Origin of the sequence: Thiohalorhabdus sp. Cl-TMA (genome assembly GCF_041821045.1) — a bacterium.
Classification (GTDB): Bacteria; Pseudomonadota; Gammaproteobacteria; order Thiohalorhabdales; family Thiohalorhabdaceae; genus Thiohalorhabdus; species Thiohalorhabdus methylotropha.
The window spans coordinates 22,818-45,962 of the sequence record NZ_JBGUAW010000011.1; the positions used below are offsets into that span (position 1 = coordinate 22,818).

The following is a 23,145-nucleotide window of genomic DNA, read 5'->3' on the forward strand; positions in this document are numbered from 1 at the left end:
GCGGTTTTCATGGGCACCAGACCGCACAATCCGCGGACACCCTAATTTCTTGTCTTCTTTTCCTTCGCGGTCTCGGCGTCCTTGGCGGTTCAATAACACCTATGCGACTAGACCTCTTCCTCAAGACCACCCGTCTGATCAAGCGCCGTCCCCTGGCGAAGGAGGCCGCAGAGGCCGGCTGCATCACGCGCAACGGCCGCGTCGCCAAGGCCGGCGACGAGATCAAGGCCGGTGACCGCCTCGTCATCGACCTCGCCAACCGGCACGTTGAGGTGGAAGTCCTCGACGAGCCGCCCAAGCAGGTCCGCAAGGACGAGGTGGACCGGTATATCCGCATTCTTTCCGCCGGAGAGGGGGAATCCGCGACATGACTAGCCTTCCTTTGGCTGTAACCCCCGGCGAGCCCGCCGGAATCGGGCCCGACCTGGTCCTGCAGACCGCCGCCGACGCCGCCTGGCCCGGCGGGCTCGTGGCGTTCGCCGACCCCGAGGCGCTGGCCCGCCGGGCAAGGGAGCTGGGGGTGATGGTCACCCTGCATGAATGGGCGCCCGGGGCGCCCCTACCCAGCTCGGGCCTGCCGGTGTATCCAGTCCCCCTCGCGCAGCCAGCAGAGGCGGGCCGGCCCGACGGGGCCAATGCCGCCGCCACTCTGGCGGCCCTGGACCGTGCGGTGGAGGCCGTCCTGGCGGGCCACTGCATGGGCCTGGTAACCGGCCCCCTGAGCAAGGCCGTGATCAGCGACGGGACTTCCCGGCCCTTCTCCGGTCACACGGAGTATCTGGCCGAGCGCGCCGGCGCCACGGGGCATCCGGTCATGATGCTCATCGGCGGCAACCTGCGGGTGGCCCTGGTCACCACCCATCTTCCGCTGCGCGCCGTTCCCGACGCCATCACGGGCGACAAGGTAATCCGGGTGGTGCGCACCACCGCGGAGGCGCTGATCGAGGACTTCGCCATCCCGGAGCCGCGGATCCTGGTCACCGGGCTGAACCCCCACGCCGGCGAGGGAGGCCACCTCGGCCATGAGGAACAGCAGATCATCGAGCCGGCCCTGGAGCGCATCCGCCAGGAGCTCGGCGACCGGGCGCACGTGGAGGGTCCGGTGCCCGGGGATACCGCCTTCACCCCGCGCTGCCTGCGCGAGGCTGACACGGTGATCTGCATGTACCATGACCAGGGCCTGGCGCCCCTGAAGCAGCAGGCCTTCGGTGGCGCGGTGAACGTCTCCCTGGGCCTGCCCTTCGTCCGCACCTCCGTGGATCACGGCACGGCCTTCGATCTGGCGGCCAGCGGCAACGCGGGCGGAGGCAGCTTCCGCGAGGCCATCGCCCTGGCGCGCACCCTGGCGGCCAACCGCGCCCGGGCCACGGTCTGAAACGGCAAGACACCGAAGCGCCAAGGGCACCAAGAACGACAAAACGGCCTTTTCGCGGATATCCTGGCGATAAGGAAATTCCACAAAAGGCCTTCCAACCGCCGACCCGCATTACCCCTGGATCGGACTTTGTGCCTTTTGTTTTTTCTTGGCGCCCTTGGCGGCCAAAGACCTTTCGCCCCGGACCTGGCATGCAAAAGCACCGCCCCCGCAAGCGCTTCGGCCAGAATTTCCTGCATGACGGGAACATCGCCGGAAAGATAGTCGCAGCCCTGGACCCGGGCGCGGACGACCGCGTGGTGGAGATCGGCCCCGGCCAGGGCGCCCTCACCCGGCTGCTGCTGGCGCAGCTGGACCGCCTGGACGCCATCGAGCTGGATCGGGACCTCATCCCGGGCCTGGCAGGGCTCCCCGGAGCGGAGCGCCTCCATGTCCACGAGGCCGACGCCCTGGACTTCGACTTCGCCGGCCTGGCGGCGGAGCGCGGCGGGCCCTTGCGCGTGGCGGGCAACCTCCCGTACAACATATCCACGCCGCTGCTTTTCCACCTCCTGGCCCATCCGGACGCCATCCGGGACATGTTCTTCATGCTGCAGAGGGAGGTTGTCGACCGTCTGGCGGCGGCGCCGGGAACGAAAACCTACGGGCGCCTCTCCGTCATGGCCCAGGTGGACTGCGCGGTTACCCCTTTATTTCGGGTGCCACCGGGTGCATTCTATCCCGTACCGCAGGTGGAATCGGCGGTTGTGCACCTCCGCCTGCGGCCGGGGAACGCCCCTCGGGATCGAGCCCGGTTTGAGGAAGTGGTGGCTCGCGCCTTCCAGGCCCGGCGCAAGACCCTGCGTAACGCGCTCCGCGGCCTGTGCGACCCCTCCTGCCTTGAAGCAGCGGCCATTGATCCCCATATACGGGCGGAAATGCTGACGGTGGATGACTTCATTCGCCTGGCCGACCAGGCCGCCGGCGCGGGTGGCCCGGAAGCGACAGCGGAATCTTGAACCGACCCCATGGTCCAAACGAAGGGCTCCTTGATGCAGGTAGGGAGTTAAGCGATGAGCACCGAGGACCCCTTGACCCATAACCCGGTCGAGCCCGAGGAAGAGGTAGAGGTCCGCCGACCCTCCCTTTACAAGGTGCTCCTCCTCAATGACGATTTCACCCCGATGGAATTCGTGGTGGAAGTGCTGCAACGATTCTTCGGCAAGGACCGCGAGACGGCCACCCGGATCATGTTGCAGGTGCACCATCACGGGAAGGGTGTCTGCGGGGTTTACCCCTACGACATCGCCGAGACCAAAGTGAATCAGGTGGTGGATTACGCCCGCAGTAACGAGCATCCCCTCCAGTGCACGATGGAAAAGGAATAGGCTGCGATGATAAGCGACGAGCTCGAATTTACGCTCAACCGAGCTTTCCAGGAGGCACACAAACGCGGCCACGAGCTAATGACCGTGGAGCATCTCCTGTATGCGCTGCTGGAGAACCCCTCCGCGGCGGAGCTTCTGCGTGCCTGTGCCGTAGAGATCCCGGCACTGGAGCGCAAGCTCGACCAGTTCCTGGATGAGTCCGTCCCCTCGGGGAGCGGCAATCCGGCGGAAACCCGGCCCACCAACGGCTTCCAGCGGGTGATTCAGCGCGCTGTGCACCACGCCCAGAGCGCCGGCCTCCGCGAGGTCACCGGCAACCGGGTACTGGTAGCCATCTTCTCCGAAAAGGACAGCTTCGCGGCCTATTTTCTGCAGCAGGCCGGGCTCACGCGGATGGACGCCGTGAACTACATCAGCCACGGCATTACCAAGACCAAGAGCAGCGAGTCCGAGTCCGAGGAGAGCCAGAGCAGCGAGGAGGGCGACGAGAAGTCCCGCGGCGGCAGCCCGCTGGAGCGCTTCGCCACCAACCTCAACGAGAAGGCGAGCGCCGGCAAGATCGACCCCGTCATCGGCCGCGAATCGGAAATCGCCCGCACCAGCCAGATCCTATGCCGCCGGCGCAAGAACAACCCGCTGTTCGTGGGCGAGCCCGGCGTGGGCAAGACCGCCATCGCCGAGGGCCTGGCCCTCAAGATCACCGAGGGCGAGGTGCCGGTGCTGCTCGAGGACGCGGTGGTCTACGCCCTTGACATCGGCGCCCTGCTGGCCGGCACCAAGTACCGCGGCGACTTCGAGGAGCGGCTCAAGGCGGTGCTCAAGGCGCTCAAGAAGCAGCCTCACGCCATCCTGTTCATCGACGAGATCCACACCGTGATCGGCGCGGGCGCGGCGAGCGGGGGCACCATGGATGCCTCCAACCTGCTCAAGCCGGCACTGGCCTCCGGTGAGCTCAAGTGCATCGGCTCCACCACCTACGAGGAATACCGCAACTACTTCGAGAAGGACCGGGCCCTGTCCCGACGCTTCCAGAAGATCGACGTGGAGGAGCCCTCCGTCGACGAGACCATCTCCATCCTGGAGGGACTCAAGGGGCGGTACGAGAAGCACCACCAGGTGCGCTACACCAAGCCGGCCCTGCACGAGGCCGCCGAGCTGTCGCACCGCTACCTGCACGGCCGGTACCTCCCCGACAAGGCCATCGACCTTATCGACGAGGTGGGGGCGGCCATGCGGCTGCGGCCCAAGACCAAGCAGCGCAAGACCGTGGGTCCCAAGGACGTGGAGGAGGTGCTTGCCAAGATGGCCCGGATCCCCTCCAAGAGCGTCTCCCGGGACGATCGCGAGGCCCTGAAGAACCTGGACCGCGACCTCAAGCTGGCGGTGTTCGGCCAGGACGAGGCCATCAGCCAGGTCTCCACGGCAATCAAGCTTTCCCGGTCCGGGCTGCGCGAGCCCGAGAAGCCCATCGGCTCCTTCCTGTTCGCCGGTCCCACCGGCGTGGGCAAGACCGAGGTGAGTCGCCAGCTCGCGGCCACCATGGGTCTGGAGCTGATCCGCTTCGACATGAGCGAGTACATGGAGGCGCATACCGTCTCCCGGCTCATCGGCGCGCCTCCGGGCTACGTGGGCTTCGACCAGGGCGGGCTGCTCACCGAGGCGGTGAACCGCAACCCGCACTCCGTGGTGCTGCTCGACGAGATCGAGAAGGCCCATCCGGACCTGTACAACGTCCTGCTGCAGATCATGGACTACGGCAAGCTCACCGATAACAACGGCCGCCAAGCGGACTTCCGCAACGTGGTGCTGATCATGACCACCAATGCGGGCGCCGAGGCCATGAGCAAGAAGTCCGTGGGCTTCATCGAGTCCTCCACCGAGAGCGCCGGCTCGGATGCCATCCACCGCACCTTCTCGCCGGAGTTCCGCAACCGGCTCGACGCCACGGTGTTCTTCCAGCCGCTCGCCCGCGAGGTCATCGCCCAGGTGGTGGACAAGTTCGTCAGCCAGCTCGAGCAGCAGCTGTCCGAGCAGGGCGTGGAGATCGAGGTGGACGAGGCGGCCCGCGACTGGCTGGCCGAGCGGGGCTACGATCCCTCCATGGGTGCCCGCCCCATGGGCCGGGTCATCCAGGAGCAGATCAAGAAGCCCCTGGCCGACGAGCTGCTGTTCGGCAAGCTGGCCAACGGCGGCAAGGTCACCGTCGGCCTGGAAGGGGACACGCTTACCTTCTCCTTCCCCGAAACGCACGAGCCCACCGAGCCGATCGAGGCTTAAGGCAGCCAACGTTACTGGGGCGGGTCCGGGAATTCCGGGCCCGCCTTTTTTCCGTCCGGCAACCCCTGTTTCCAGAGGGAGGGACCCGTGTACCTCCTGGATGCCAACGATCCCTTCCCAACCTTCCCCGATCCCCAATACGCGGCGAGTCCCGAAGGCATCGTGGCCATCGGGGGGGACCTGGGCGTAGCGCGTCTCCTCCAGGCCTACCGCCAGGGCATCTTTCCCTGGTACAACGAATACGAGCCGATCCTCTGGTGGAGCCCCGATCCCCGTCTCGTGCTCTACCCGGAATGGCTGCACGTGGGTCGCAGCCTCCGCAAGTCCATGCGCCGGAGTCCACTCACCCTGACCTTCGACCAGGATTTCGCGGGGGTACTACAAGGGTGCGCGGAACCGCGGGGAACCACCCCGGAGACGGCGGGGACCTGGCTGAGCCCGGAGATGATCGCGGCCTACGAGCGGCTATACGCCCACGGGCTGGCCCACTCGACCGAGGCGTGGGACCCGGAAGGGCGGCTGGTGGGGGGGCTCTACGGTGTTGCGCTGGGGCGGGCCTTCTTCGGCGAATCCATGTTCACCCGGGTCAGCGACGCCTCCAAGGTCGCCTTCGTCCATACCATTCGCGCCCTGGGGGAGGCCGGCTACCGGCTCATCGACTGCCAAGTCTATTCCGACCATCTGGCGCAATTCGGCGCCCGCGAGGTGGCGCGCTCCCGCTTTCTCGCCGAGCTCGACCGCGCCCTGGCAGGCCCGGAGCCCGCGGGGCCCTGGCCGGAGCCCCGGCGAAAGGCCCCGATTTCCTCCGCGCGGCCCTGAAACGGCACGGGGCGGAGCGGCTTCCGCGCAAGCTCAGCGACAGGCCCCCGGCTTGTCCTGACCGGCCGCCCGGTGCAGTGCGGTTAGACGGGCGGTTACCGAGCCGATGGCGATCTCCGACTCCATGCGCACGGGGATATGACGCCGGTCGTCGGTGAACCAGACCCAGAGCTTGCCCTTCCGGGAGAAGACCCCATCCGTCTTGAGGCGGGGCCGCACCTTGACGGTGGGCGTGTCCTCTCCGAAAACCGTATCCAGACGCTCCCGGCCCACCACGTCCACCACCAGGTCATAGCTTTGCTCGTCGTCGAACACGGGAATGCGGATCTTCTGACCGTCCTCCAGGGCCCGCCTACGGGTGGCGTACAGGGCCGTTAGCACGTCGACGGTAGCGGACTCCACCGGGAAATAGTCGGTCTTTCCGGTGCGCAGGTCCTTGGTATGCACGAGCCCACCGTCGCCGAAGCGGAGGGCCTTCTTTTCCCGGTCATCGCCCTCCCGGCGAATGATCCGATAGGAATGGGCCCGCAGTCCGTCCCCCGTGAGCCGCGTACGGGCCAGGATCTTGTCCCGAACCTTGTGGAATACGTCCAGAGCCTGATTCGTGCAGGCCTTGATCTTGAACCGGGCCCGATCCGGCTCCGGCTGGCGGGCCTGTATGACGGCCCGCCCCGCGGGCACCACGGTCCAGGCCACCTTGAAGTGCAGGCGCTCGAAGCGGCCGTTCCAGCCGTAATTGGACTCGTCGGCCACCATCCCGCAACCGGGATAGACAATGGCACCCAGCAGGAAGGCGGCTGTGCAAAGGGGTCGAGAAAAAACCGTATATATTTTATGGTTGATTGGCCACGGCTTCCCGCCTACCCCGCGCCTCAGGTCTGGGATCGCGCCCATGGAAAATATCCCCCCTCCGTTGAAAGAACCCTATATGCCCCATACGTCCGTTCAAGACCGCACCTCCCGAATCCCCGATCTGATCCGGAACTTTCGGCTGGAGGACCTGCTGACCACCCGGCATCACTCCCGCGATTTCACCTTCTACCGCTCGGATTACCTGCTGGTGCGCGTCAAGCTGCTGGCACTGCTGTTCGGCATCGCCACCCCCCTGTGGCTGCCCGTGGATATGTGGCTGCTGCCCGCGCAAAATCTCACGGAGATGACCTGGCTGCGCGCCATCACGGGCATCCTGTTCCTGCTCCTGGCCTTCCTCGGCACCCCACGCCGCAGCCTGGGCCGGGCCCGGGGGGCCCTGTTCGCCCTGATCGCGATTCCTGCCGTCTTCTATCTGGGCTCCCGGATCATACTGGGTCCCGAGGAAATGCAGGGTGCCCTGGTAGGGTATACGTTCCTGCCCTTTGTCCTCATCGGCGGGGGGGCGCTGTTTCCCCTGACATTCGCCGAAAGCGCCGTCATGATGGCGGTGGTCTACCTGGCGGTATTCACCACCGGCTGGTTCTTCGAGACCTGGATGACCCTCCCCTTCCTGGGGACCGTGTGGCTCATGGCGCTGCTCTCGGGAATCGCCCTGTGGGCACAATCGGCACAGCTGCACATGCTCCTGGGGCTATACCGCCAAGCCACCCGGGATCCCCTCACCGGCATGTTCAATCGGCGGGCCCTGTTCCAGCAGGCGCGGGCGGAGCTTGCGCGCGCCCGCCGGCACGACCGGCCGGTTTCCATGCTGCTCCTGGACATCGACCGGTTCAAACGCATCAATGACCAGCAGGGCCACCCGGTTGGAGACGCCGTACTGCGCCACCTGGCAGGCATCCTGCAGCGGGAGACGCGAACCGAGGACCTGCTCGGGCGTTACGGCGGCGAAGAGTTCATGGTACTCGCCACGGATTCGGATGCTGCGGGAGCGGCGGCCCTAGCCGAACGGATACGCGCCGCCGTGGCCCGGGATCCGGCGCCGGCGCCGGAAGGTCCGCTGACCTACACGGTCAGCATCGGGGTGGGCACGGGCCTCGCGGGAGACTCCCTGGAGGACTTACTGAAACGGGCCGACGAGGCGCTGCTGGAGGCCAAGGAGTGCGGCCGGGACCGGGTGGTCTCCCAAGCCACCCCGGGGAGCATGCTCGAAACGGCCTCCCTTTGAGCCGGCAGGCTTTCCCCGCCCGCGGGGAACGGTTAGCCTAGACCATTCACGGATTTGCGGAATCTTCGGAGCGGGAGCGTGGCAAGCGGAGCGGAACAGGCCCCCCTGAATTTCTCACAGCGGGCTGCAGCCCTGATCAGCCTGGGCGCCCTGCTGGTGGGGGCGTACTGGGTTCTGCGGCCTTTCATCGTTCCCATCCTGTGGGCGGCCATCCTGGTCTACGCCACCTCCCCCCTCTATCGGCAGCTGGCGAAGCGTTTCCCCAACCGGCCGATCATCAACAGTCTGGTGATGACCCTGGGCATGATCCTGCTGCTGTTCGGTCCGGTGGTGCTCATCAGCCTTTCCCTGGCCGCCGAGTCCGCCACCGCCATGCAGGCCCTGAAGAACTTCTCCGAGCAGAACCACACGCCCCTGCTGGAATTCCTCGTGGGCATCCCCCTGGTGGGGCCGACGGTGGCCGCCAAGCTCCAGACCCTGATCCATAACCCCGAAGTCCTCCAGGAGAACCTGCTCCAATGGGCCCAGCGGTCCACGGGCATGATCCGGGAATGGGCCGGCGAGATCGCCAAGAACATCGTAAAGCTGGGCATAGCCCTGCTCACGGTGTTCTTCCTCTATCTGCACGGCGACGCGCTGGTGGAGCAGACCCGCCGCGCCGGGGTGCGCATCGGCTTCGACCGGCTCTGGGGCTACCTGCCGGCGGTGACGCAGACCCTCAACGCGGTGCTTTTCGGCCTCATCCTCACCGCCCTGGCACAAGGACTCCTGGCGGGGATCGCCTACGCGGTGGTGGGCCTGCCGGTCCCCGCCTTGCTGGGAACCGCCACCGCCCTGCTGGCGCTGATTCCCTTCGGCGCCCCTATTGTCTGGGTTCCGGCGAGCGTTCTCCTGGTCGGGCAGGGCCACTGGGTGGCGGGCATCGGGCTGCTGCTGTGGGGGATGCTGGTGGTGAGCTGGGTGGACAACCTGGTCCGGCCCATGGTTATTTCCGCCTCCACCCGGATTCCGTTCCTGCTGGTGTTCTTCGGGGTAATCGGTGGAGGCCTGGCCTTCGGGCTCATCGGCCTGTTCATCGGCCCCATCATCCTGTCCGTATTGATGACCGTATGGCGAGAATGGACCGAAGCCCCCCAATGACCTTCCGCGCGCTCGCCGGACTCCTCCTCCTCCTGATGGCGGCCTTCTGGGCCGCTCCGGCGCGGTCGGCACCGGAGATCCAGGGGGTCTACAGCCTCAAGCTCGGCCAGACCCGGGACGAGGCCAAACGGGCCCTGTCCGAGGACGAGCACTTTCGTCGCATTGCCGCCCGCTTTTTCCAGGGCTTTCCGCTCTACGAGGTGACCCTGGGCGGCTACCAGCTCTACGTCCACCCGCGTTTCCAGGACGGGAAACTGGTGGAGATCGCCCTGCAATTCCGCGATCAGGCCTCGCCCAATGACGTGGGCCCGGTGATCCACGACCAGCTGCGGTTCGCTCTCGACACCCTGCAAACACGCTTCGGCGAGCCGGACCGGACCTTTCTGGAGATCGAAGAAATCGGGCCACGGGACTTCGAGAACGACGAGCGGGTGGTGACCCATCAATGGTCCCGGAAAAACCGGGTGGCCCAGCTTCTGCTCTGGCAGGAGGGCTTCACCTACGGCGCCGAGATCGTGCTCGCCGAGGAGCACGCCCGCGAGCCGCAGCGCTCCCCCGCCGAGGCCTTCTAGGAGCCACCGGCCTCCCGCCGCGCCCCTCGCCGTGGTCCCCCTACCCGGAGGCGGTCATGCCCCTACCGGCAACCATCCTTTGCGGCACCCTGCTACGACGGGTCTGGCGCTTCGTGGCCCTGTTCGCCCTGCCCCTGCTTGCCGGAGTCGCCAGCTCGGAGCCCCAGACCTCGCGGGCCCCGGAATTCCCCGACCGGCTGCCCTGGCTCAATGTGGAGCACCCCCTGACCCTGCAGGACCTGCGCGGGAAGGTGGTGCTCCTCGATTTCTGGGCCTACGGCTGCATCAACTGCCTCTACGTGCTCGCCGATATCGAGCGCCTGAAGGCGGAATACGGCGACAAACCCTGAAGGATCCGCGGCCCGGAAGCTCGATCTGGAGGCCATGCAGGTGGCCACCCTGATCGGTGAAGGCCTGTTCACCTTCGGCGACCGGGACGGGCCCTTCCCCGTGGCAGGCCTCCAGCACGTGCTGGGAATCGCCCCCTGGCGCCCGGACCTCCTGGCCATCGCGGACACCTACAACCACCGGATCATGCGCTACGACCCGGAGGCACGGACCCTTGAGCCCTGGCCGCTGCGCCGCTAAGGGTGCACCCTCGGTTACGTACGGGAACTATGTCGCGAGGTTCGGGGTTTTCCCTTATAGTAAGCGCTAACTTGTTACCGAGACGGGTCCTTCCATGCTGCCCCCCAATCCCGACCGGGAGGGCACCGTGGGGCGCCCGCCAGGAGGTTACCGATGCGCTGGCTGTTCGGCATCCTGTTGCTGACCTTTTCCCTGCCGAGCGGAGCCTACATCGCCGATAGCGAACCGCTCGAGCCCCGGCCCGCCTCTCAGGAGAAGCCCTGTAAGGCCCTGGGGAACCTCTACAAGCACATCGCCCAGTACCGGGACGAGGGCCGGGTCCCGCTGGCCACCCTGCTCAAGCTGGGCATGGACACGGTGGTGGGCATCATGGTCACGGACGTCATACGCACCGTCTACCGGGCCGAGCGGATCCCGCCGGAGACCTGGCCGTCCACGGTTATGGCCACCTGCAGGGGTCAGGACCGCGCAGGCACCCGGCAGGCAGAGCGGTAGGCCCCTTGCCGCCTCAGGGTGTTAGTGTGGCCCCGAGGTTTTCCAGGACCCGACGTCCGGTCCGGAAATCCCGGCTCCGGACGATGGCCACCCGGCCGTTGGCCGGACGGCCGTCGGCGTCCAGGTCCATGGCCACGCTGACTCCTCCCTCGGCCAGATCCTGCGCCCGGCTGAGCTCCAGCCCCAGCCGTTCGCCCCGCCGGGTAAACAGGGAAAAGAGGAAACCGCCGGGCGGCGGTCCCGGATCCCGCCAGACCCCCTCATCCGCCAGTGCCACCCAGGCAGGGACGAAGCCCGGGCCGTAGAAGTCGAAGAAGCCGTTGGAGCCGCGCAGATGGGCTTCGATGATGGTGGCCCCGATCAGCTCGAAGTTGCAGATCCCCGTATACCCGGGTAGGTTGGCGGCCACCCACTCGGACAGGACCCGCTCGTTCTCCGGTCGCGGCACGCCGATCTGCCAGTAGACCGGGCGGCCGTCCACCCACTCGTCCCCGGCGACGGTGTGCGCGAACCACAGCACCTCCCCCTCCCGCACCAGGCAGTCCGTGCTGCTCTGCTCCCCTTCCAGGTACCGGCACCAAAAGGTGCCCGGGGCATGCGCCATGCTACCCGCCTGGACCTTGTGCGCGCCGACGGCCATGCCGGCCAGGTTGGTGATGGGCCGCACGAATACCGGCTCCGTAGGCTTCAGGCCCATCTCAGGTGGCTCCACGCCGGCCGGGGCGGCGACCAGCCCCTGCGACAGGGCCAGATCTAGCTTGTTATAGAGCCAGCGGTGCGCCGGATTGAGGCGCCAGGCCGCCTCGTCGCTCACGCCGAGATCCGCCAACGGCTCGGCGGCCTCGAAAATGAAGCGGCGCTCCGGCGCAACCCCGTGGAAAGGCATCCTTCATTCCCCCATTGCGTACGGTTCCGCAGCTTCCCCGAGCGCCAGGGCGCACAGCCCGGACTTGAAGGGCGGGAAGCCACTGATGGGGTCGAGGTGGAGGTGGTCGGTGAGCTGGTTCACGTCCGCCTTGGACCAGCCGTGGAAGCAATGCACGACACCCGGCTTCACCGCATCCGTCACCTCGGCCGTGAACGTGACGGCCCCGCGCGGCGTGCGCACCACCACATCCGCGCCGTCCCGAATGCCCTGCGCATCGGCATCCCAGGGATGGATCTGCGCCCGCGGCACGGGATCCTTTGCGGCCAGCCCGGGAAAGCGCTGCTGCTGGGAGTGGGTGTAGTACTTGCTTCGGCCGCCGCTGGTGAGGACGAAGGGGTAGTCCTCCGCCAGCGCGGGACTGGCCAAGGGGCTCTCCGCCGGCTCGCGGTAGACCGGCAGGCCATCATAGCCCGCCCCGCGCAGCTCTTGGGAGTCGAATTCGATGCGGCCGCTCGCAGTGGGAAAGCCCCGCAGCTCGTAGAGCCGCTCGCCTGCGAAGCCTTCCTCTTCGAGCACATCGGAGAAGACCATGGCCCCGTCCGGGTCCTCGTAGGCCCGCCGGCGCACCTCCTCGGTCAGCCCCTCCGCCGCCTCCGCCCAGGAAGCGGCCAGGTCGCCGTGCCAGAACCGCTCCGGCATGCCCAGCCGGACGCCCAGATCCAAGGCGATCCGGGCATCGGGCCGCGCCTCGCCGCGCGGCGCCAGAACCGCCTGACGGTACCGGACCTCGCCCCGGAACTGACAGCCGGGATACGCCACCAGCGCCTCCCGCTCCAGGTTGGTGGCCGCCGGCAGGACGATATCCGCCCGCTTCGCGGTCTCGGTCAGGAAGAAATCAGAACAGGCGAAGAAATCCAGGGCCTCCAGGGCCGCCAGCATGCGCCGACTGTTGGGCCACATGGAGGCGTTGATACCGATGGCGAAGAGTGCCTGGATGGGCTGGGGCTGCCCGGTAAGGATAGCGTCGGGGAGCAGCATGCTCTGCCCCGCCGGCCAGTACCGGGTCCAGACGGGGAACCGCTCTTCGCCGAGGCGCGGCGGCAGCTCCCCGATGGTCTCCCGGAACAGGTCGATGGGCTTGGGCCGCACCTTGTCCAGGAAGAAGCGGTTGCCGCCGGGTATGTCCAGATTACCGGTTACGGCGGGCAGCAGGACGATGGCCCGGTGATTCTGGAAGCCGTTGCTGTGCTGCACGGTAGCGGTAGGCGACAGGGCGATCTGTGCCGGACCGGAGGTGGCGTAGAGCTCCGCCGCCCGGCGGATGGCGTCGGCATCCACCCCACAGATGCGGGATACGTGCTCCGGCGAAAAGGCTCGGGCGTAATCCCTGAGGCTGTTCCAGCCCAGGGCCCAGCGCTTGAGGAAGGCCTCGTCCGCCCAGCCGTTCTCGAAGATCACGTTGTGAAAGGCCAGGGCCAGGGCGCCGTCGGTGCCGGGGCGGATCTGCAGGTGGATGTCGGCGGCCTCGGCGGTCTCGGTGCGCCGGGGGTCCACCACCACCATGGCGCGCCCCGCCTTGGACCGGGCCGCGTGGTGGTCCTCGAAAGGCACCACCGAAGCGGGCGGATTGGTGGACCACACCAGCAGGCAGCGGGTTTCCTCCGCCTCCAGGAGGCTGGCCGACTTGAGGCGGTAGCCGAGGGTCAGCTTCTCCGCCGCCAGCGTGGCCGAGAAGCAGCACCCCGACTCGGTGAGGTAGTTGGGCGAGCCGAAGGCGTGGGCCAGGCGCTGGAGCTGGGGACGGGCTTCCTTGGTGTAGCCGGCGAAGAAGGCCGCCTGCTCGGCGCCGTGCGTCTCCCGGATTTCCGAGAGGCGTCCGGCAATGGTGTCCAGGGCCTCGTCCCAGGAGATACGCTCGAAGCGGCCGCTGCCCTTGGGGCCCACCCGCTTGAGCGGATGGAGCAGCCGCTCCGGATGGTATTCCCGCTCCAGCTGAGCCGTGCCGCGGGGACAGTTCGGTCCCTTCAGGTCCACGGCCTGCCCCGCCCGGTTCAGGGCCACGTCGAAGGCGCAGTTGGCGTCGCATTCGTAGCAGGTGGTGCGCTTCCAGGTGGTTCCTTCCGCCCCCATGCATGCCCTTTCATTTATGCCGATATGCCCCTTATCGGGGGTCGTTGCCGAATTCCCGAGCCAAAAAAGCGAATATTCTGGCATATCCATCCGGGACGGACCGAAGAAAAGGCACGCGCGGTTCGCATTCGGGCGCCGTTCTCACCCCCGGTCCGGTTCACGGAGCCAAAGGCGCCGGCCGAACCAGAGGCCGAACAGGGGACCGACCGCCAGGGGAAGCAGCAGGAGGGCCGGGGGAAGCAGAAAACGTGCGGCGGCCAGGAGGCTCAGGCTGGCAATAGTGACGGCGAAGCCGATGGAGTTGGCGAGGGTCAGGGCCGACCCCACGAGCTCCCGGGGCGCGTAGCGGGCATTCAGCGCGGAGAACTGCGGCGAGTCCCCGGCCACGGTCACGCCCCAGACCAACAGGAAAGCGACCAGGACGCCGGCCGGCGCGCCGAACAGCAGGGGCGACGCCAGACAGCACAGGCCGGATACGGAGAGCTGGCCCAGGGCCACCGGTCCGCTGCCCAGCCGTGCCGCCACGGCACCGCCCCCGGCACAGCCCAGCGCCCCTGCGGCGATGACACCGAAGCTCGCCAGCCCTACCGCTTGTCCCGGCAGGCCGTGCGCCGCCAGCCAGACCGGCACGAAGGCCCAGAAGGCATACAGCTCCCACATGTGCCCGAAGTAGCCGAGCACCGCGGCGCGGAACCCGGGGTGCCGGAATGCCCGCAGCACCCCGCCGAATCGCACCGGCCCGCCCCGGGCGGTATGGGGCCCCTCCGGGACCCGCCACACCAGCAGCCCGCCGGCGGTAGCCGCCAGGGAGGAAACGAGCAGCACCATCCGCCAGTCCCAGCTCCCGCCCAGGGCACCGACCAGATGGGGCGCCGCGGTGCCCAGCACCAGGGCCGCCACCAGGAACCCCAGGGCCCGCCCCAGCCCGCCCCGGTACCAGCCGGCGGCGATCTTCATGCCTAGCGGATAGACCCCGGCCAGGAAGAATCCGGTGAGGAACCGCGCCGCGAGCACGGCCTCCAGCATGCCCGGGAAGCCCGCTACGGAAAGGTTGGAAGCGGCGGCGGCCAGCGCCGACCCCAGGAACACGTTGGCCGGATGGAAGCGGTCAGCCACACCCAGGAGGGCGAAAACCAGGGTTCCGCTGATGAAGCCGAGCTGCACCGCCGTGGTCACCAGGCCCTCGCCACCCTCCATGCCCCAGCGGCTCTGCAGCTCGGGCATGACCGCGTTGGCGGCGAACCACACGGAGGTGGCCAGCACCTGGCCGAGGACGATGGCGGGAAGCACCCAGGGGGGCACCTCCACGTCGGCGGAGGCCTCCGGCCGACGCTGCGCGGAGGAATCTGCTTCGGGCATGCTGCGCTCCGTTCCGCATCGGGGTCGTTTCCGGTTCCGGAATGATACCCTCTGCTCCTCCCCGAGGAGACGGAGCGAGGCGTGTCCCACTATGACGTGATCATCATCGGCGCCGGCGCCGCCGGGCTCATGTGCGCCGCCACCGCCGGCCAGCGCGGCCGGCGGGTACTGGTTGTTGACCACGCCAACAAGGTGGGCAAGAAGATTCTCATGTCCGGAGGCGGCCGCTGCAACTTCACCAACCTCCACACCGGCCCCGAGCATTTCCGCTCCGCCAACCCCCATTTCATGAAATCGGCCCTGGCCCGCTACACCCAGTGGGACTTCATCGCCCTGGTGGAACGGCACGGCATCCCCTACCACGAGAAGAAGGACGGCCAGCTCTTCTGCGACCGCAAGGCCAGGGATATCGTCGGCTTGCTGCTGGCGGAATGCCGGGAAGGGGGCGTGGAGGTCCGGACCAAGTGCCCGGTGACGAATCTGGAGGTGGACGCACCGCACCGGATCACCACCGGCCTGGGCCCATTCACCTGCGACGCTCTGGTGATCGCCACCGGGGGCCTGTCCATTCCCCGCATGGGGGCCACGGGCTTCGGCCTGGAGCTTGCGGAGCGATTGGGCCTGCGGGTCCTGCCCACCCGGGCCGCGCTGGTGCCCTTCACCCTGCCCGACAAGCTGCTCGGGAAGCTCGCGGACCTGGCCGGGATCTCGGTGGCCGTGGAAGCGCGCTGCGGCGGCGCGAGCTTCCGGGAGGCGGCCCTGTTCACCCACCGCGGACTCTCCGGACCCGCCATGCTCCAGGCCTCCACCTACTGGGAGCCCGGCGAAGCAGTTACCCTCGATCTCCTCCCCGGGCTGGACCTGCGGGAAACCGTGGAGGCCGCCCGCCGCAACCATCCCCATCTCCACCTCAAGAACCTCCTCGGCGACTTTCTCCCCAAACGGGTGGCGCAGCGCTGGTGCGCGCACTGGGTCCCGGACAAGCCCCTGGCCCGGCTCAGCGAATCGGACCTGGAGAAGGCCGAGGAGCGGCTGCACCGGTGGACCTTCAAGCCATCGGGCACGGAGGGCTACGCGACGGCCGAGGTCACCCTCCGCGGCGTGGACACGGCCGAGCTGTCCTCCAAGACCCTGGAGACCAAGCGCCATCCCGGTCTGTACTTCATCGGAGAGGTGGTGGACGTCACCGGCCACCTGGGTGGACACAACTTCCAGTGGGCCTGGGCCTCCGGCCACGCGGCGGGGACAGCAGTCTAGCCGGGGAAGCCCGGAACAGCGACGAATTGTTAACGAGAACAATTCCCGTTTATAATTACTCGTCGCGCCCCCCCACGGTCCCCGATCGGACCGTGCCGGCCGCCCTTTCTCCCGACCGCTACGGATGCCGTCCTATGCGCTTGAATCGTCGCCTGTGGCTCCTGGTCCATGGCTGGCTTTCCCTGCCGATCTGGCTGCTTTTCTGCTTTATCTGCCTCACCGGCACGCTGGCGGTGATGAGCCACGAGATCACCTGGCTGGCCAATCCCGAGGCCCGGGCCCTCAACCCCGGCGACGCGCCGGCGAAGCCCATTCCGGAGCTGGTGGAAGCGGTCCGGCGGGAAGTGCCCGATGCGGAGATCGCCCGGGTGATGACCCTCGAGCCCTACCTGATCACCGCGATCAAGTTCAGCAGCCCCGACAGCCCGCACAACCTGGCCTACGTGAACCAATACACCGGGGCGGTCCAGGAGCTCGGCTCGGGGATCACCTTCATCGAATTCATGCGCTCCCTGCACGGCTGGCTGCTTTTCCCCTGGCAGAACAGCTACAGCATCGGCTATTACCTGGTGGGGGCCATGTCCCTGGTAGTCCTGGGCGCTTTGATCACCGGTCCGGTGATCTACAAACGCTTCTGGCGCGCCCTGACCCAGCCCAGGGTCCGGACCGACCGGGGCAGCCGCGCATTTCTCGGCGATCTGCACCGCCTCGGCGGGGTGTGGTCGCTCTGGTTCCTGCTGGTGATGGGGCTGACGGGGCTGTGGTACCTGACCCAGGGAATCCTGTGGCACAACGGCATCTCGGCGTGGGAGCGCCCCGAGCCGGTGGCGCTGGCTGACGTGCCGAAGACCGACCACCAGCCTCCTGAGCACATTTCCGTCGCCCGGGCCCTCGCCGCGGCCCGGCAGGCGCATCCCGGGATCGAGCCCACCTGGGTCGCGTTCCCGGAGCACAACCGGGGGCATTTCGACGTCGCGGGCTCCGGCCCCGGTTTCCTCTACGATGACTTCGCCTATCGCGCCTTCATCAGCCCGTGGACCGGTACGGTGGCGCAGAGCCGTCAGCCGGCCGGGATGGGACCGATGCAGACCATCGCCCACATCGCGGACCCGCTGCATTACGGCACCCTGGGCGGTCTCTGGACGAAGATCGTCTGGTTCGTGTTCGGCCTGCTGCTCACCGGCATGTCCATCACCGGCTTCCTGATCTGGACCAGGCGGACGGCGGTAGCGACGCGCGACGTGTCCAAGGACCGGACCCGGCGTGGCAGCGAGGCCGGGCCGACAGCTTCCATGGACCTGGAGGACGCCCGCACATGACCAAGCACCGGCAACCCGCGCGCTGGAAGTACCTCATCAACGGCCTGGTACTGCTCGCCCCGGTATGGTTCCTGTATGACAGGTTGACCCCCGCCCCCCTCCCGGCGCCCTGGCCGGAGCACCGGGCGGGTCCAGTGACCGCCGCGCCGCGGCCCCTGGATGACGGTCCCCCCCATCGCCACGACGGCATGTTCGTTAAGGACTTCAGGGTGCGTCTGTGCGAGGGCTGCGCGGCACGGATCCGTAGCGCCCATCTGCGCGCGGCCCCGGCCCCGCCCACGATTCCGGCGGACGCCGCCGGTGTCCTGCACGGTCACGGCGCCGCCCGGCACGTCCACGCCCCCTACCCGCCGCAGCCGGGCGCCGACGACCGCCTCTGGCTGACCGTCCAGACCTGGGACGGCGAGGTCCATCACGCGTCCTGGCCTTTGCCCGAACGGCCCTAGCGGCCCATCCTTCGGATGCCTCCCATCTGTCACCATCGGGCCTTGCCCCACCTCACGGACCTCTCCGGAAAACCCTGAAAAGAATTCCCGCCACGGCGCGCAAAAGCGCCCTAAGAGATGTTCTCCGCGAAACCGGTCAACCGCGGTAAGACTTCCTGATCAGAAGCGTGGTCCAGTCCCGATCACCCTGGAGGGACCGCCGGACGATCCCGGCCCGGATCGCTGGTCTTGCTCGGGGTCGCGGCCACCTTTCTGGTGGCGGCTCCGGGCCACGCGCAAACCGCCCAAGAAACGCAGGATCCCGCTGACGCGCAGGAGACCGGGAACAGCGGCGAAACGAGCAAATCGATCCCCCTGAAGCCGGTGGACGTAACCGGTGCGCCCGGCTCCTGGGGACCGGAAGACGGCTATGTGGCCCCCGGCAGCTCGGTGGGGACCAAGATGGACACTCCGCTCATTGAGACACGGCAATCGGCGACGGTCATCACCCGGGAGCAGATGGACGACCGCGGCGACGACGGCCTCACCGAATCCCTGGAATACGCGCCGGGGGTATACATCTCGGACCAGGCCTCGCAGGCCGTCATCGATTCCTACAACGTCAACATCCGCGGCTTCTCCGGGCAGAACGCGGTTTTCCGCGACGGACCCCAGGTCCAGGCCGGTATGCCGTACGATACGCCGGTGGAACTGTTCGGCGTGGAGCGGGTGGAGGTGCTTCGGGGACCCTCCTCCGTACTCTACGGCAAGGGACAGCCCGGCGGCGTTATCAACCTGGTCACCAAACGGCCAACCGACGAACCGCTGTATCGGGTGGGCGCCGAATACGGCTCCTACGACCACAAGCAGGCAACCACAGACATCAGCGACAGCCTGACCGGCGATGGAACGCTGCGCTATCGCCTGACCGCCCTTTGGCAGGAGTCGGACAGCCATATCGACTACGTCAACAACGACCGCATCTACGTGGCTTCGGCCCTGACCTGGGCGCCCACCGCAGACACCTCGCTGACCCTGTTGACCAGCTACCAGAAGAACGGGACGCGCTACCCCTGGCGGGCCTTCCCGCGCGCCGCCACCAAGGGCTCCACCACACACGGCTCGGTCCCGGACAACCGCTACATCGGCGAGCCCGACTTCGACGGATACGACTCGGAAGAGTATTCGGTGGGCTACATTTTGGAGCACAGCTTCGGAGAACGGTGGACTTTCCGCCAGAACGCCCGGTACCGCAATGTCGAGTACGACATCAAGGACACCTTCCGCAATTACTACGCGGCCTATATCAGCGGTCCCAACGACCGCACCATCGAACGTGCCCAGCGAATCCGCTACGACGAGGCCGAAACAACCACCGTGGACAACCGACTGATCTCCGACTGGCGGCTCGGGGTAACCGAGCATACGCTCCTGGCGGGCGTGGACTACAAGACACTGACGTATGACACCCGGGATACCGGCTACAATAATCCGATCTCCGAGCTGGATCTGTACGACCCGGAATACGCCAGCTTCACACGCCCCGACTTCACGTTCGCGAGCGAGACCACCAAGGCCGACCAGACCGGCCTGTCCCTCCAGGACCACATCGAGTGGACGAAGCGCTGGGTAACCACGCTAGGCGCACGGCAGGACTGGGTTTCGGAGAAAACCACCGGCAGCGAACGGGACGACCAGAGCGCACTGTCCCTGCGCGCCGGTGCGATCTATCTCGCCGACGGCGGCTGGGCGCCCTACGCCAGCTATTCCGAGTCCTTCACGCCCCAGTACGGCAGCGACAGCGTTACCGGCGAGGACTACGAGCCAATCACCGCCCACCAGTACGAGATCGGCACCCGCTGGCAGCCGACGGCCTACAACCTCTCCGCTACCGCGGCAGTGTTCGAGATCACCCGCCAGAACGAGCTGGTGACCGATCCGAACAACAGCACGCGGAGCATCCAGGTCGGCGAAACGCGGTCGCGGGGCGTGGAGCTGGGACTCACCGCGGACCTGACCACCAGCTTCCAGGCCATCGCCAGCTATACCTACCAGGATGTGGAAGTAGTGGAAGCCGGGGCCGCCTCGACGGAGGAAGGCAAGCAGCTTCCCGACACGCCCGAGCAACTGGCCAAGCTGTGGCTGGACTACACCTTCCGAGCCGGCCCCCTGGAAGGGCTCGGCTTTGGCGGCGGGGTACGCTACAACGGCAAGTTCTACGGTGACGCGGAGAACACCTTCGAGAATCCGGCCGTAACCAAGGTGGACGCCTCGGTCCGGTACCGGTGGCGGGGGGCGGAGCCCCAGCTCAGCGCCAACAACCTCCTCGACGAGCAGAAGGTCTACTGCAACGGGACCACCCCGACCGCAACCTGCAGCTACGGCATGCCGCGTTACATCAAGGGAAGCGTGACCTACGATTTCTAGCCTGCGAAGCCGGCGTGTCAGGCGCCGGCCCCGCTCCCTTCCGGATGACGGGCAGCCTCTTGCCCCGAGGCCCGCCTCCGCAGCGGCGGGGGATAGGCGACCGGTATGCCGGTCGCCTTTTTCGTCCGCCCTAGAAGGCCCCCAACCGGGAGACGGTGTCGCCGTTGCCGTGGTCCTTCAAGGCCATTACCCGCGAAGCATCCTCGCCCTTCCACTCGAATTTGACGATGCCGCCGGGAACGCGATCCGTTACCCACCAGTGCATGGTGCCGGACTGGCCCGAAGCGCCGGTGCTCAGATGGTCGGCGGTGAAGGTGCCCGCCGGGACGTTCACGTTCTCCACGCCCACCTTCAGGCCCTTGTAGCTCTCCTCGGTGAGCTTCCGGGGGCTGCCCAGGGCCCAGCGGCTGGCCTCCTGCTCGGTGATCGGGACCTCCCGGGGCTGCTCGCCGGGCCATTGGACCTTGAGCCGCCGGATCCCGCGCACGCCGTCCCCCCGCGGCGCGCTGAGCAGGGCCTCCATGACGACCTCGTCGCCGTCACCGGTATGGGTGACCACGCGCCACCACTCCCGGCCGTCGTCGAGGCGTTTTAGCAGGCTCTTCTTGAACCACTGCCCCTGCTCCCCGTATCCCCGGGCCTGCCAGCGGATATAGTCCCCGGGCTCGAATTCGGCCACCGCCATCTGGTAACCGCCCAGATGGAAGACGGCCTGGAAAACCCCCATGGTGTAGCCGTGCAGGGCCGCGGGCGGCGGGGTCGCGCCGGCGGTCCCGCCGCCCCCGGTGCTCCGCTTGCCGGTCATGCCGTGGACGGCGGCGTCCGTCGCCTTGTCCACGGCGGTGTGCACGGCATCCACCGCCGAGCAGGCGGTCAAGAAGAGACAGGCCGCGCCGCCGGTACCCGCCATGAGCTTGGTTTTCCGCATATCGCTTTTCCCCTTTCGCCCGTTATATGTCCTGGTAGCCCGTAGACTGTCCCCGCGGGGACGGACCAAGTATAGGACACCCCCTATTCCCCTGGAAGGGAAAGGGTTTCATTGGGCAGCATACGCGGGAATGCGACAGAAACGGGAGAAAGGGTAATGGCGGAATCGGAGCGCTACCGGCGCGGGCGGGAGAAGCTGGAGGAGATCCACGGCGAGCACGGCAGGGAGGTGGTGCAGGCCCTGGAGGACGTGGCTCCGGAGCTGGCGCGCTACATCTTCGAGTTCGCCTTCGGGGACATCTACCGACGCGAGGGACTGCACCTCCGGGACCGTCAGATCGCCACCATCGCGGCACTCACCGCACAGGGCAATGCGCAGCCCCAGCTCAAGGCCCACATCCGCGGCGGGCTGAACGTCGGCCTGACCCGATCCGAGATCATGGAGGTCATCGTCCAGATGGCGGTGTACGCCGGCTTCCCGGCCGCCATGAACGGGGCCGCCGCGGCGCGGGAGGCCTTCCGGGAGGCCGACGCCGGAACGGAAGGCTAGGTACCGGCGGCGCCTTCCGTTATTCCGGACCCTCCCCCTTCTCGCGCCGCTCCGCCGCCCGCTGCTCATCGAGCGCGGCCCGGCGGCTGGTGTCCTCATTCCAGTTCCTGCGCCGCTCATCGAGCCGCTGCAGGGCCGAACCGCGGCCATAGAGGATCACGCTGCGCCGGGCCGGATGCGGGTCGCGAAATCGGGCACGCTCAGGAAGGCGCCCTCCCGGCACTCCAAGGCCTGCACCAGAAGGCCCTCGTCGCGCAAGCGCAGCTCCCCCAGGGGCCGCTCGACGAGCCAGTCACCCGGCTGGACGTTGAGCTCGCTCACCATGTACTCCCCGCCCAGATGCAGCAGGCCGGAACGTCCGCGACCCGGGTGACCAGAAACGACAGGGCCAGGATGAGGGAGAGGATGGAGAGCATGACGGACTGTTCCTCGGGGGCCGCCGCGGCACCGCTTCAGGCGGGCTTCCCGAGCAGCAGGGCGGGCAGCCCGTGGAGGGAGGTAAGCTCGTGGTGGGCCTCCACGAGCTCCTCGGGCCAGGGCGCGCCGTCGCGGTTGACCCAGACGGCTTGGGCGCCGAAGTCCCGCGCGGCCTGGACGTCGCGCACCGGATCGTCGCCGACATGCAGCAGGTTCGAGGCGGGCACGCCCAGCTCCCGGCAGACCGCCCGGAACATGGCCGGATCCGGCTTCTGGGCGCCCACGTCGGCGGCGGACAAGGCCAGGTCGAAGATCCCCGCGAGCGGGGTGCGGCTAATATCCGCGTTGCCGTTGGTAACCGCAACCAGGGGGTAGTGGGCACCCAGGCGCTCCAGCACCTCGGGCACCTCCTCGAAGGGGGTCACCCGGTTGCGCTCCGCCAGAAAGACCTCCATGGCCGCCTCGGTCACCTCGGGCGGGTATCCCGCCCGCTCCACGTGCCAGTGCAGGGCGGCAGCCCGCAGCGCCGTTAGATCGGCGGCCAGGTCCGGCCGGTCATCGGCCATCCGCACCCGGACGGCCCGCATGGCCGCCACGTCGAACTCCGCGGTGATCCGCGGGTAATGCCGGTCAAGCCAGCCGTGCAGCGCGCTTTCCGCCCGGGCGATGACCTCCCGGCAGGGCCAGAGGGTTTCATCGAGGTCGAAGGAGAGGATCCTTGCTGGGTGGTACATG

At 67.7% G+C, this 23,145-nt stretch carries 25 protein-coding genes; 17 read left to right on the forward strand and 8 right to left on the reverse strand.

What is annotated here, in order from left to right:
• Positions 1-101: 101 nt before the first annotated feature.
• The 6 genes from ACERLL_RS15000 to aat all read left to right on the forward strand — a co-directional run bounded on the left by ACERLL_RS15000 (position 102) and on the right by aat (position 5,838).
• On the forward strand, positions 102-371 hold the full coding sequence (locus ACERLL_RS15000) for a S4 domain-containing protein (RefSeq protein WP_373656914.1): 270 nt from the start codon (positions 102-104) through the stop codon (positions 369-371).
• Positions 368-1,375 carry a 4-hydroxythreonine-4-phosphate dehydrogenase PdxA gene (gene pdxA / locus ACERLL_RS15005; RefSeq protein ID WP_373656915.1) on the forward strand — a complete coding sequence of 336 codons (1,008 nt, stop codon included), beginning with the start codon at positions 368-370 and terminating at the stop codon, positions 1,373-1,375. Before ACERLL_RS15000 ends, pdxA begins: the two co-directional genes overlap by 4 nt.
• Positions 1,376-1,566: 191 nt before the next feature.
• On the forward strand, positions 1,567-2,373 hold the full coding sequence (rsmA, locus tag ACERLL_RS15010; RefSeq protein ID WP_373656916.1) for a 16S rRNA (adenine(1518)-N(6)/adenine(1519)-N(6))-dimethyltransferase RsmA: 807 nt from the start codon (positions 1,567-1,569) through the stop codon (positions 2,371-2,373).
• Positions 2,374-2,427: 54 nt separating this feature from the next.
• Positions 2,428-2,742, forward strand: coding sequence for an ATP-dependent Clp protease adapter ClpS (clpS, locus tag ACERLL_RS15015; protein ID WP_373656917.1), 315 nt, complete (start codon positions 2,428-2,430; stop codon positions 2,740-2,742).
• Between the two features lie 6 nt (positions 2,743-2,748).
• Entirely contained in the window at positions 2,749-5,019 is a 2,271-nt protein-coding gene (gene clpA / locus ACERLL_RS15020) for an ATP-dependent Clp protease ATP-binding subunit ClpA (RefSeq protein ID WP_373656918.1), read from the forward strand.
• A gap of 87 nt (positions 5,020-5,106) precedes the next feature.
• On the forward strand, positions 5,107-5,838 hold the full coding sequence (aat, locus tag ACERLL_RS15025; protein WP_373656919.1) for a leucyl/phenylalanyl-tRNA--protein transferase: 732 nt from the start codon (positions 5,107-5,109) through the stop codon (positions 5,836-5,838).
• Between the two features lie 33 nt (positions 5,839-5,871).
• Here aat and ACERLL_RS15030 read toward each other — a convergent pair whose 3' ends face one another.
• Entirely contained in the window at positions 5,872-6,594 is a 723-nt protein-coding gene (locus tag ACERLL_RS15030) for a DUF3108 domain-containing protein (protein WP_373656920.1), read from the reverse strand.
• A 172-nt stretch (positions 6,595-6,766) separates the two neighbouring features.
• Between ACERLL_RS15030 and ACERLL_RS15035 the strand changes: the two genes are divergently transcribed.
• From ACERLL_RS15035 to ACERLL_RS15060, 6 genes are all read left to right on the forward strand, one after another.
• The gene (locus tag ACERLL_RS15035) at positions 6,767-7,936 is read left to right on the forward strand and encodes a GGDEF domain-containing protein (protein ID WP_373656921.1); all 1,170 of its coding nucleotides are present in this window, start codon (positions 6,767-6,769) and stop codon (positions 7,934-7,936) included.
• Between the two features lie 78 nt (positions 7,937-8,014).
• The gene (locus tag ACERLL_RS15040) at positions 8,015-9,076 is read left to right on the forward strand and encodes an AI-2E family transporter (protein WP_373656922.1); all 1,062 of its coding nucleotides are present in this window, start codon (positions 8,015-8,017) and stop codon (positions 9,074-9,076) included.
• Entirely contained in the window at positions 9,073-9,648 is a 576-nt protein-coding gene (locus ACERLL_RS15045; protein ID WP_373656923.1) for a hypothetical protein, read from the forward strand. The genes ACERLL_RS15040 and ACERLL_RS15045 overlap by 4 nt, the downstream gene beginning before the upstream one ends.
• 56 nt (positions 9,649-9,704) lie before the next feature.
• Entirely contained in the window at positions 9,705-9,998 is a 294-nt protein-coding gene (locus ACERLL_RS15050) for a thioredoxin domain-containing protein (protein ID WP_373656924.1), read from the forward strand.
• 34 nt (positions 9,999-10,032) lie between these two features.
• A complete protein-coding gene (locus tag ACERLL_RS15055) occupies positions 10,033-10,236 on the forward strand; it encodes a hypothetical protein (RefSeq protein ID WP_373656925.1) in 204 nt (67 codons plus the stop codon).
• A 153-nt stretch (positions 10,237-10,389) separates the two neighbouring features.
• Complete coding sequence (locus tag ACERLL_RS15060) at positions 10,390-10,731, forward strand: hypothetical protein (RefSeq protein WP_373656926.1); 342 nt, start codon at positions 10,390-10,392, stop codon at positions 10,729-10,731.
• A 13-nt stretch (positions 10,732-10,744) separates the two neighbouring features.
• Here ACERLL_RS15060 and ACERLL_RS15065 read toward each other — a convergent pair whose 3' ends face one another.
• The 3 genes from ACERLL_RS15065 to ACERLL_RS15075 form a co-directional block, all read right to left on the reverse strand.
• On the reverse strand, positions 10,745-11,617 hold the full coding sequence (locus ACERLL_RS15065; protein WP_373656927.1) for a hypothetical protein: 873 nt from the start codon (positions 11,615-11,617) through the stop codon (positions 10,745-10,747).
• 3 nt (positions 11,618-11,620) lie between these two features.
• Entirely contained in the window at positions 11,621-13,729 is a 2,109-nt protein-coding gene (locus ACERLL_RS15070; RefSeq protein ID WP_373656928.1) for a molybdopterin-containing oxidoreductase family protein, read from the reverse strand.
• A gap of 141 nt (positions 13,730-13,870) precedes the next feature.
• Positions 13,871-15,088, reverse strand: a complete 1,218-nt coding sequence (locus ACERLL_RS15075; protein WP_373656929.1) for an MFS transporter — start codon at positions 15,086-15,088, stop codon at positions 13,871-13,873.
• 81 nt (positions 15,089-15,169) lie between these two features.
• Here ACERLL_RS15075 and ACERLL_RS15080 point away from each other — a divergent pair, with 81 nt between their 5' ends.
• From ACERLL_RS15080 to ACERLL_RS15095, 4 genes are all read left to right on the forward strand, one after another.
• Positions 15,170-16,345, forward strand: a complete 1,176-nt coding sequence (locus tag ACERLL_RS15080) for a BaiN/RdsA family NAD(P)/FAD-dependent oxidoreductase (protein WP_373656930.1) — start codon at positions 15,170-15,172, stop codon at positions 16,343-16,345.
• 134 nt (positions 16,346-16,479) lie between these two features.
• Positions 16,480-17,664 (forward strand): PepSY-associated TM helix domain-containing protein, encoded by a 1,185-nt coding sequence (locus ACERLL_RS15085; protein WP_373656931.1) that lies wholly within the window; start codon positions 16,480-16,482, stop codon positions 17,662-17,664.
• Positions 17,661-18,110 carry a hypothetical protein gene (locus ACERLL_RS15090; RefSeq protein ID WP_373656932.1) on the forward strand — a complete coding sequence of 150 codons (450 nt, stop codon included), beginning with the start codon at positions 17,661-17,663 and terminating at the stop codon, positions 18,108-18,110. Before ACERLL_RS15085 ends, ACERLL_RS15090 begins: the two co-directional genes overlap by 4 nt.
• Positions 18,111-18,338: 228 nt before the next feature.
• Positions 18,339-20,516 (forward strand): TonB-dependent siderophore receptor, encoded by a 2,178-nt coding sequence (locus tag ACERLL_RS15095; RefSeq protein ID WP_373656933.1) that lies wholly within the window; start codon positions 18,339-18,341, stop codon positions 20,514-20,516.
• A 130-nt stretch (positions 20,517-20,646) separates the two neighbouring features.
• Here ACERLL_RS15095 and ACERLL_RS15100 read toward each other — a convergent pair whose 3' ends face one another.
• Positions 20,647-21,444 (reverse strand): hypothetical protein, encoded by a 798-nt coding sequence (locus ACERLL_RS15100; protein ID WP_373656934.1) that lies wholly within the window; start codon positions 21,442-21,444, stop codon positions 20,647-20,649.
• Between the two features lie 156 nt (positions 21,445-21,600).
• Here ACERLL_RS15100 and ACERLL_RS15105 point away from each other — a divergent pair, with 156 nt between their 5' ends.
• Positions 21,601-21,993 (forward strand): carboxymuconolactone decarboxylase family protein, encoded by a 393-nt coding sequence (locus ACERLL_RS15105; protein ID WP_373656935.1) that lies wholly within the window; start codon positions 21,601-21,603, stop codon positions 21,991-21,993.
• Positions 21,994-22,012: 19 nt separating this feature from the next.
• Here the strand turns inward: ACERLL_RS15105 and ACERLL_RS15110 are convergent, their stop codons facing one another.
• The 3 genes from ACERLL_RS15110 to ACERLL_RS15120 all read right to left on the reverse strand — a co-directional run bounded on the left by ACERLL_RS15110 (position 22,013) and on the right by ACERLL_RS15120 (position 23,144).
• Entirely contained in the window at positions 22,013-22,153 is a 141-nt protein-coding gene (locus ACERLL_RS15110) for a hypothetical protein (RefSeq protein WP_373656936.1), read from the reverse strand.
• The gene (locus tag ACERLL_RS15115) at positions 22,150-22,314 is read right to left on the reverse strand and encodes a hypothetical protein (RefSeq protein WP_373656937.1); all 165 of its coding nucleotides are present in this window, start codon (positions 22,312-22,314) and stop codon (positions 22,150-22,152) included. Before ACERLL_RS15115 ends, ACERLL_RS15110 begins: the two co-directional genes overlap by 4 nt.
• Before the next feature lie 131 nt (positions 22,315-22,445).
• Positions 22,446-23,144, reverse strand: a complete 699-nt coding sequence (locus tag ACERLL_RS15120; RefSeq protein WP_373656938.1) for an HAD family hydrolase — start codon at positions 23,142-23,144, stop codon at positions 22,446-22,448.
• Position 23,145: the final 1 nt, after the last annotated feature.

Excerpts from the sequence above, each read along its gene's own strand:
- ACERLL_RS15000 (WP_373656914.1), top strand. The coding sequence starts at position 102 with ATGCGACTAGACCTCTTCCTCAAGACCACCCGTCTGATCAAGCGCCGT.
- pdxA (WP_373656915.1), top strand. The coding sequence starts at position 368 with ATGACTAGCCTTCCTTTGGCTGTAACCCCCGGCGAGCCCGCCGGAATC.
- rsmA (WP_373656916.1), top strand. The coding sequence starts at position 1,567 with ATGCAAAAGCACCGCCCCCGCAAGCGCTTCGGCCAGAATTTCCTGCAT.
- clpS (WP_373656917.1), top strand. The coding sequence starts at position 2,428 with ATGAGCACCGAGGACCCCTTGACCCATAACCCGGTCGAGCCCGAGGAA.
- clpA (WP_373656918.1), top strand. The coding sequence starts at position 2,749 with ATGATAAGCGACGAGCTCGAATTTACGCTCAACCGAGCTTTCCAGGAG.
- ACERLL_RS15030 (WP_373656920.1), bottom strand. The coding sequence starts at position 6,594 with ATGGTGGCCGACGAGTCCAATTACGGCTGGAACGGCCGCTTCGAGCGC.
- ACERLL_RS15035 (WP_373656921.1), top strand. The coding sequence starts at position 6,767 with ATGCCCCATACGTCCGTTCAAGACCGCACCTCCCGAATCCCCGATCTG.
- ACERLL_RS15045 (WP_373656923.1), top strand. The coding sequence starts at position 9,073 with ATGACCTTCCGCGCGCTCGCCGGACTCCTCCTCCTCCTGATGGCGGCC.
- ACERLL_RS15050 (WP_373656924.1), top strand. The coding sequence starts at position 9,705 with ATGCCCCTACCGGCAACCATCCTTTGCGGCACCCTGCTACGACGGGTC.
- ACERLL_RS15055 (WP_373656925.1), top strand. The coding sequence starts at position 10,033 with ATGCAGGTGGCCACCCTGATCGGTGAAGGCCTGTTCACCTTCGGCGAC.
- ACERLL_RS15060 (WP_373656926.1), top strand. The coding sequence starts at position 10,390 with ATGCGCTGGCTGTTCGGCATCCTGTTGCTGACCTTTTCCCTGCCGAGC.
- ACERLL_RS15065 (WP_373656927.1), bottom strand. The coding sequence starts at position 11,617 with ATGCCTTTCCACGGGGTTGCGCCGGAGCGCCGCTTCATTTTCGAGGCC.
- ACERLL_RS15070 (WP_373656928.1), bottom strand. The coding sequence starts at position 13,729 with ATGGGGGCGGAAGGAACCACCTGGAAGCGCACCACCTGCTACGAATGC.
- ACERLL_RS15075 (WP_373656929.1), bottom strand. The coding sequence starts at position 15,088 with ATGCCCGAAGCAGATTCCTCCGCGCAGCGTCGGCCGGAGGCCTCCGCC.
- ACERLL_RS15085 (WP_373656931.1), top strand. The coding sequence starts at position 16,480 with ATGCGCTTGAATCGTCGCCTGTGGCTCCTGGTCCATGGCTGGCTTTCC.
- ACERLL_RS15090 (WP_373656932.1), top strand. The coding sequence starts at position 17,661 with ATGACCAAGCACCGGCAACCCGCGCGCTGGAAGTACCTCATCAACGGC.
- ACERLL_RS15100 (WP_373656934.1), bottom strand. The coding sequence starts at position 21,444 with ATGCGGAAAACCAAGCTCATGGCGGGTACCGGCGGCGCGGCCTGTCTC.
- ACERLL_RS15105 (WP_373656935.1), top strand. The coding sequence starts at position 21,601 with ATGGCGGAATCGGAGCGCTACCGGCGCGGGCGGGAGAAGCTGGAGGAG.
- ACERLL_RS15120 (WP_373656938.1), bottom strand. The coding sequence starts at position 23,144 with ATGTACCACCCAGCAAGGATCCTCTCCTTCGACCTCGATGAAACCCTC.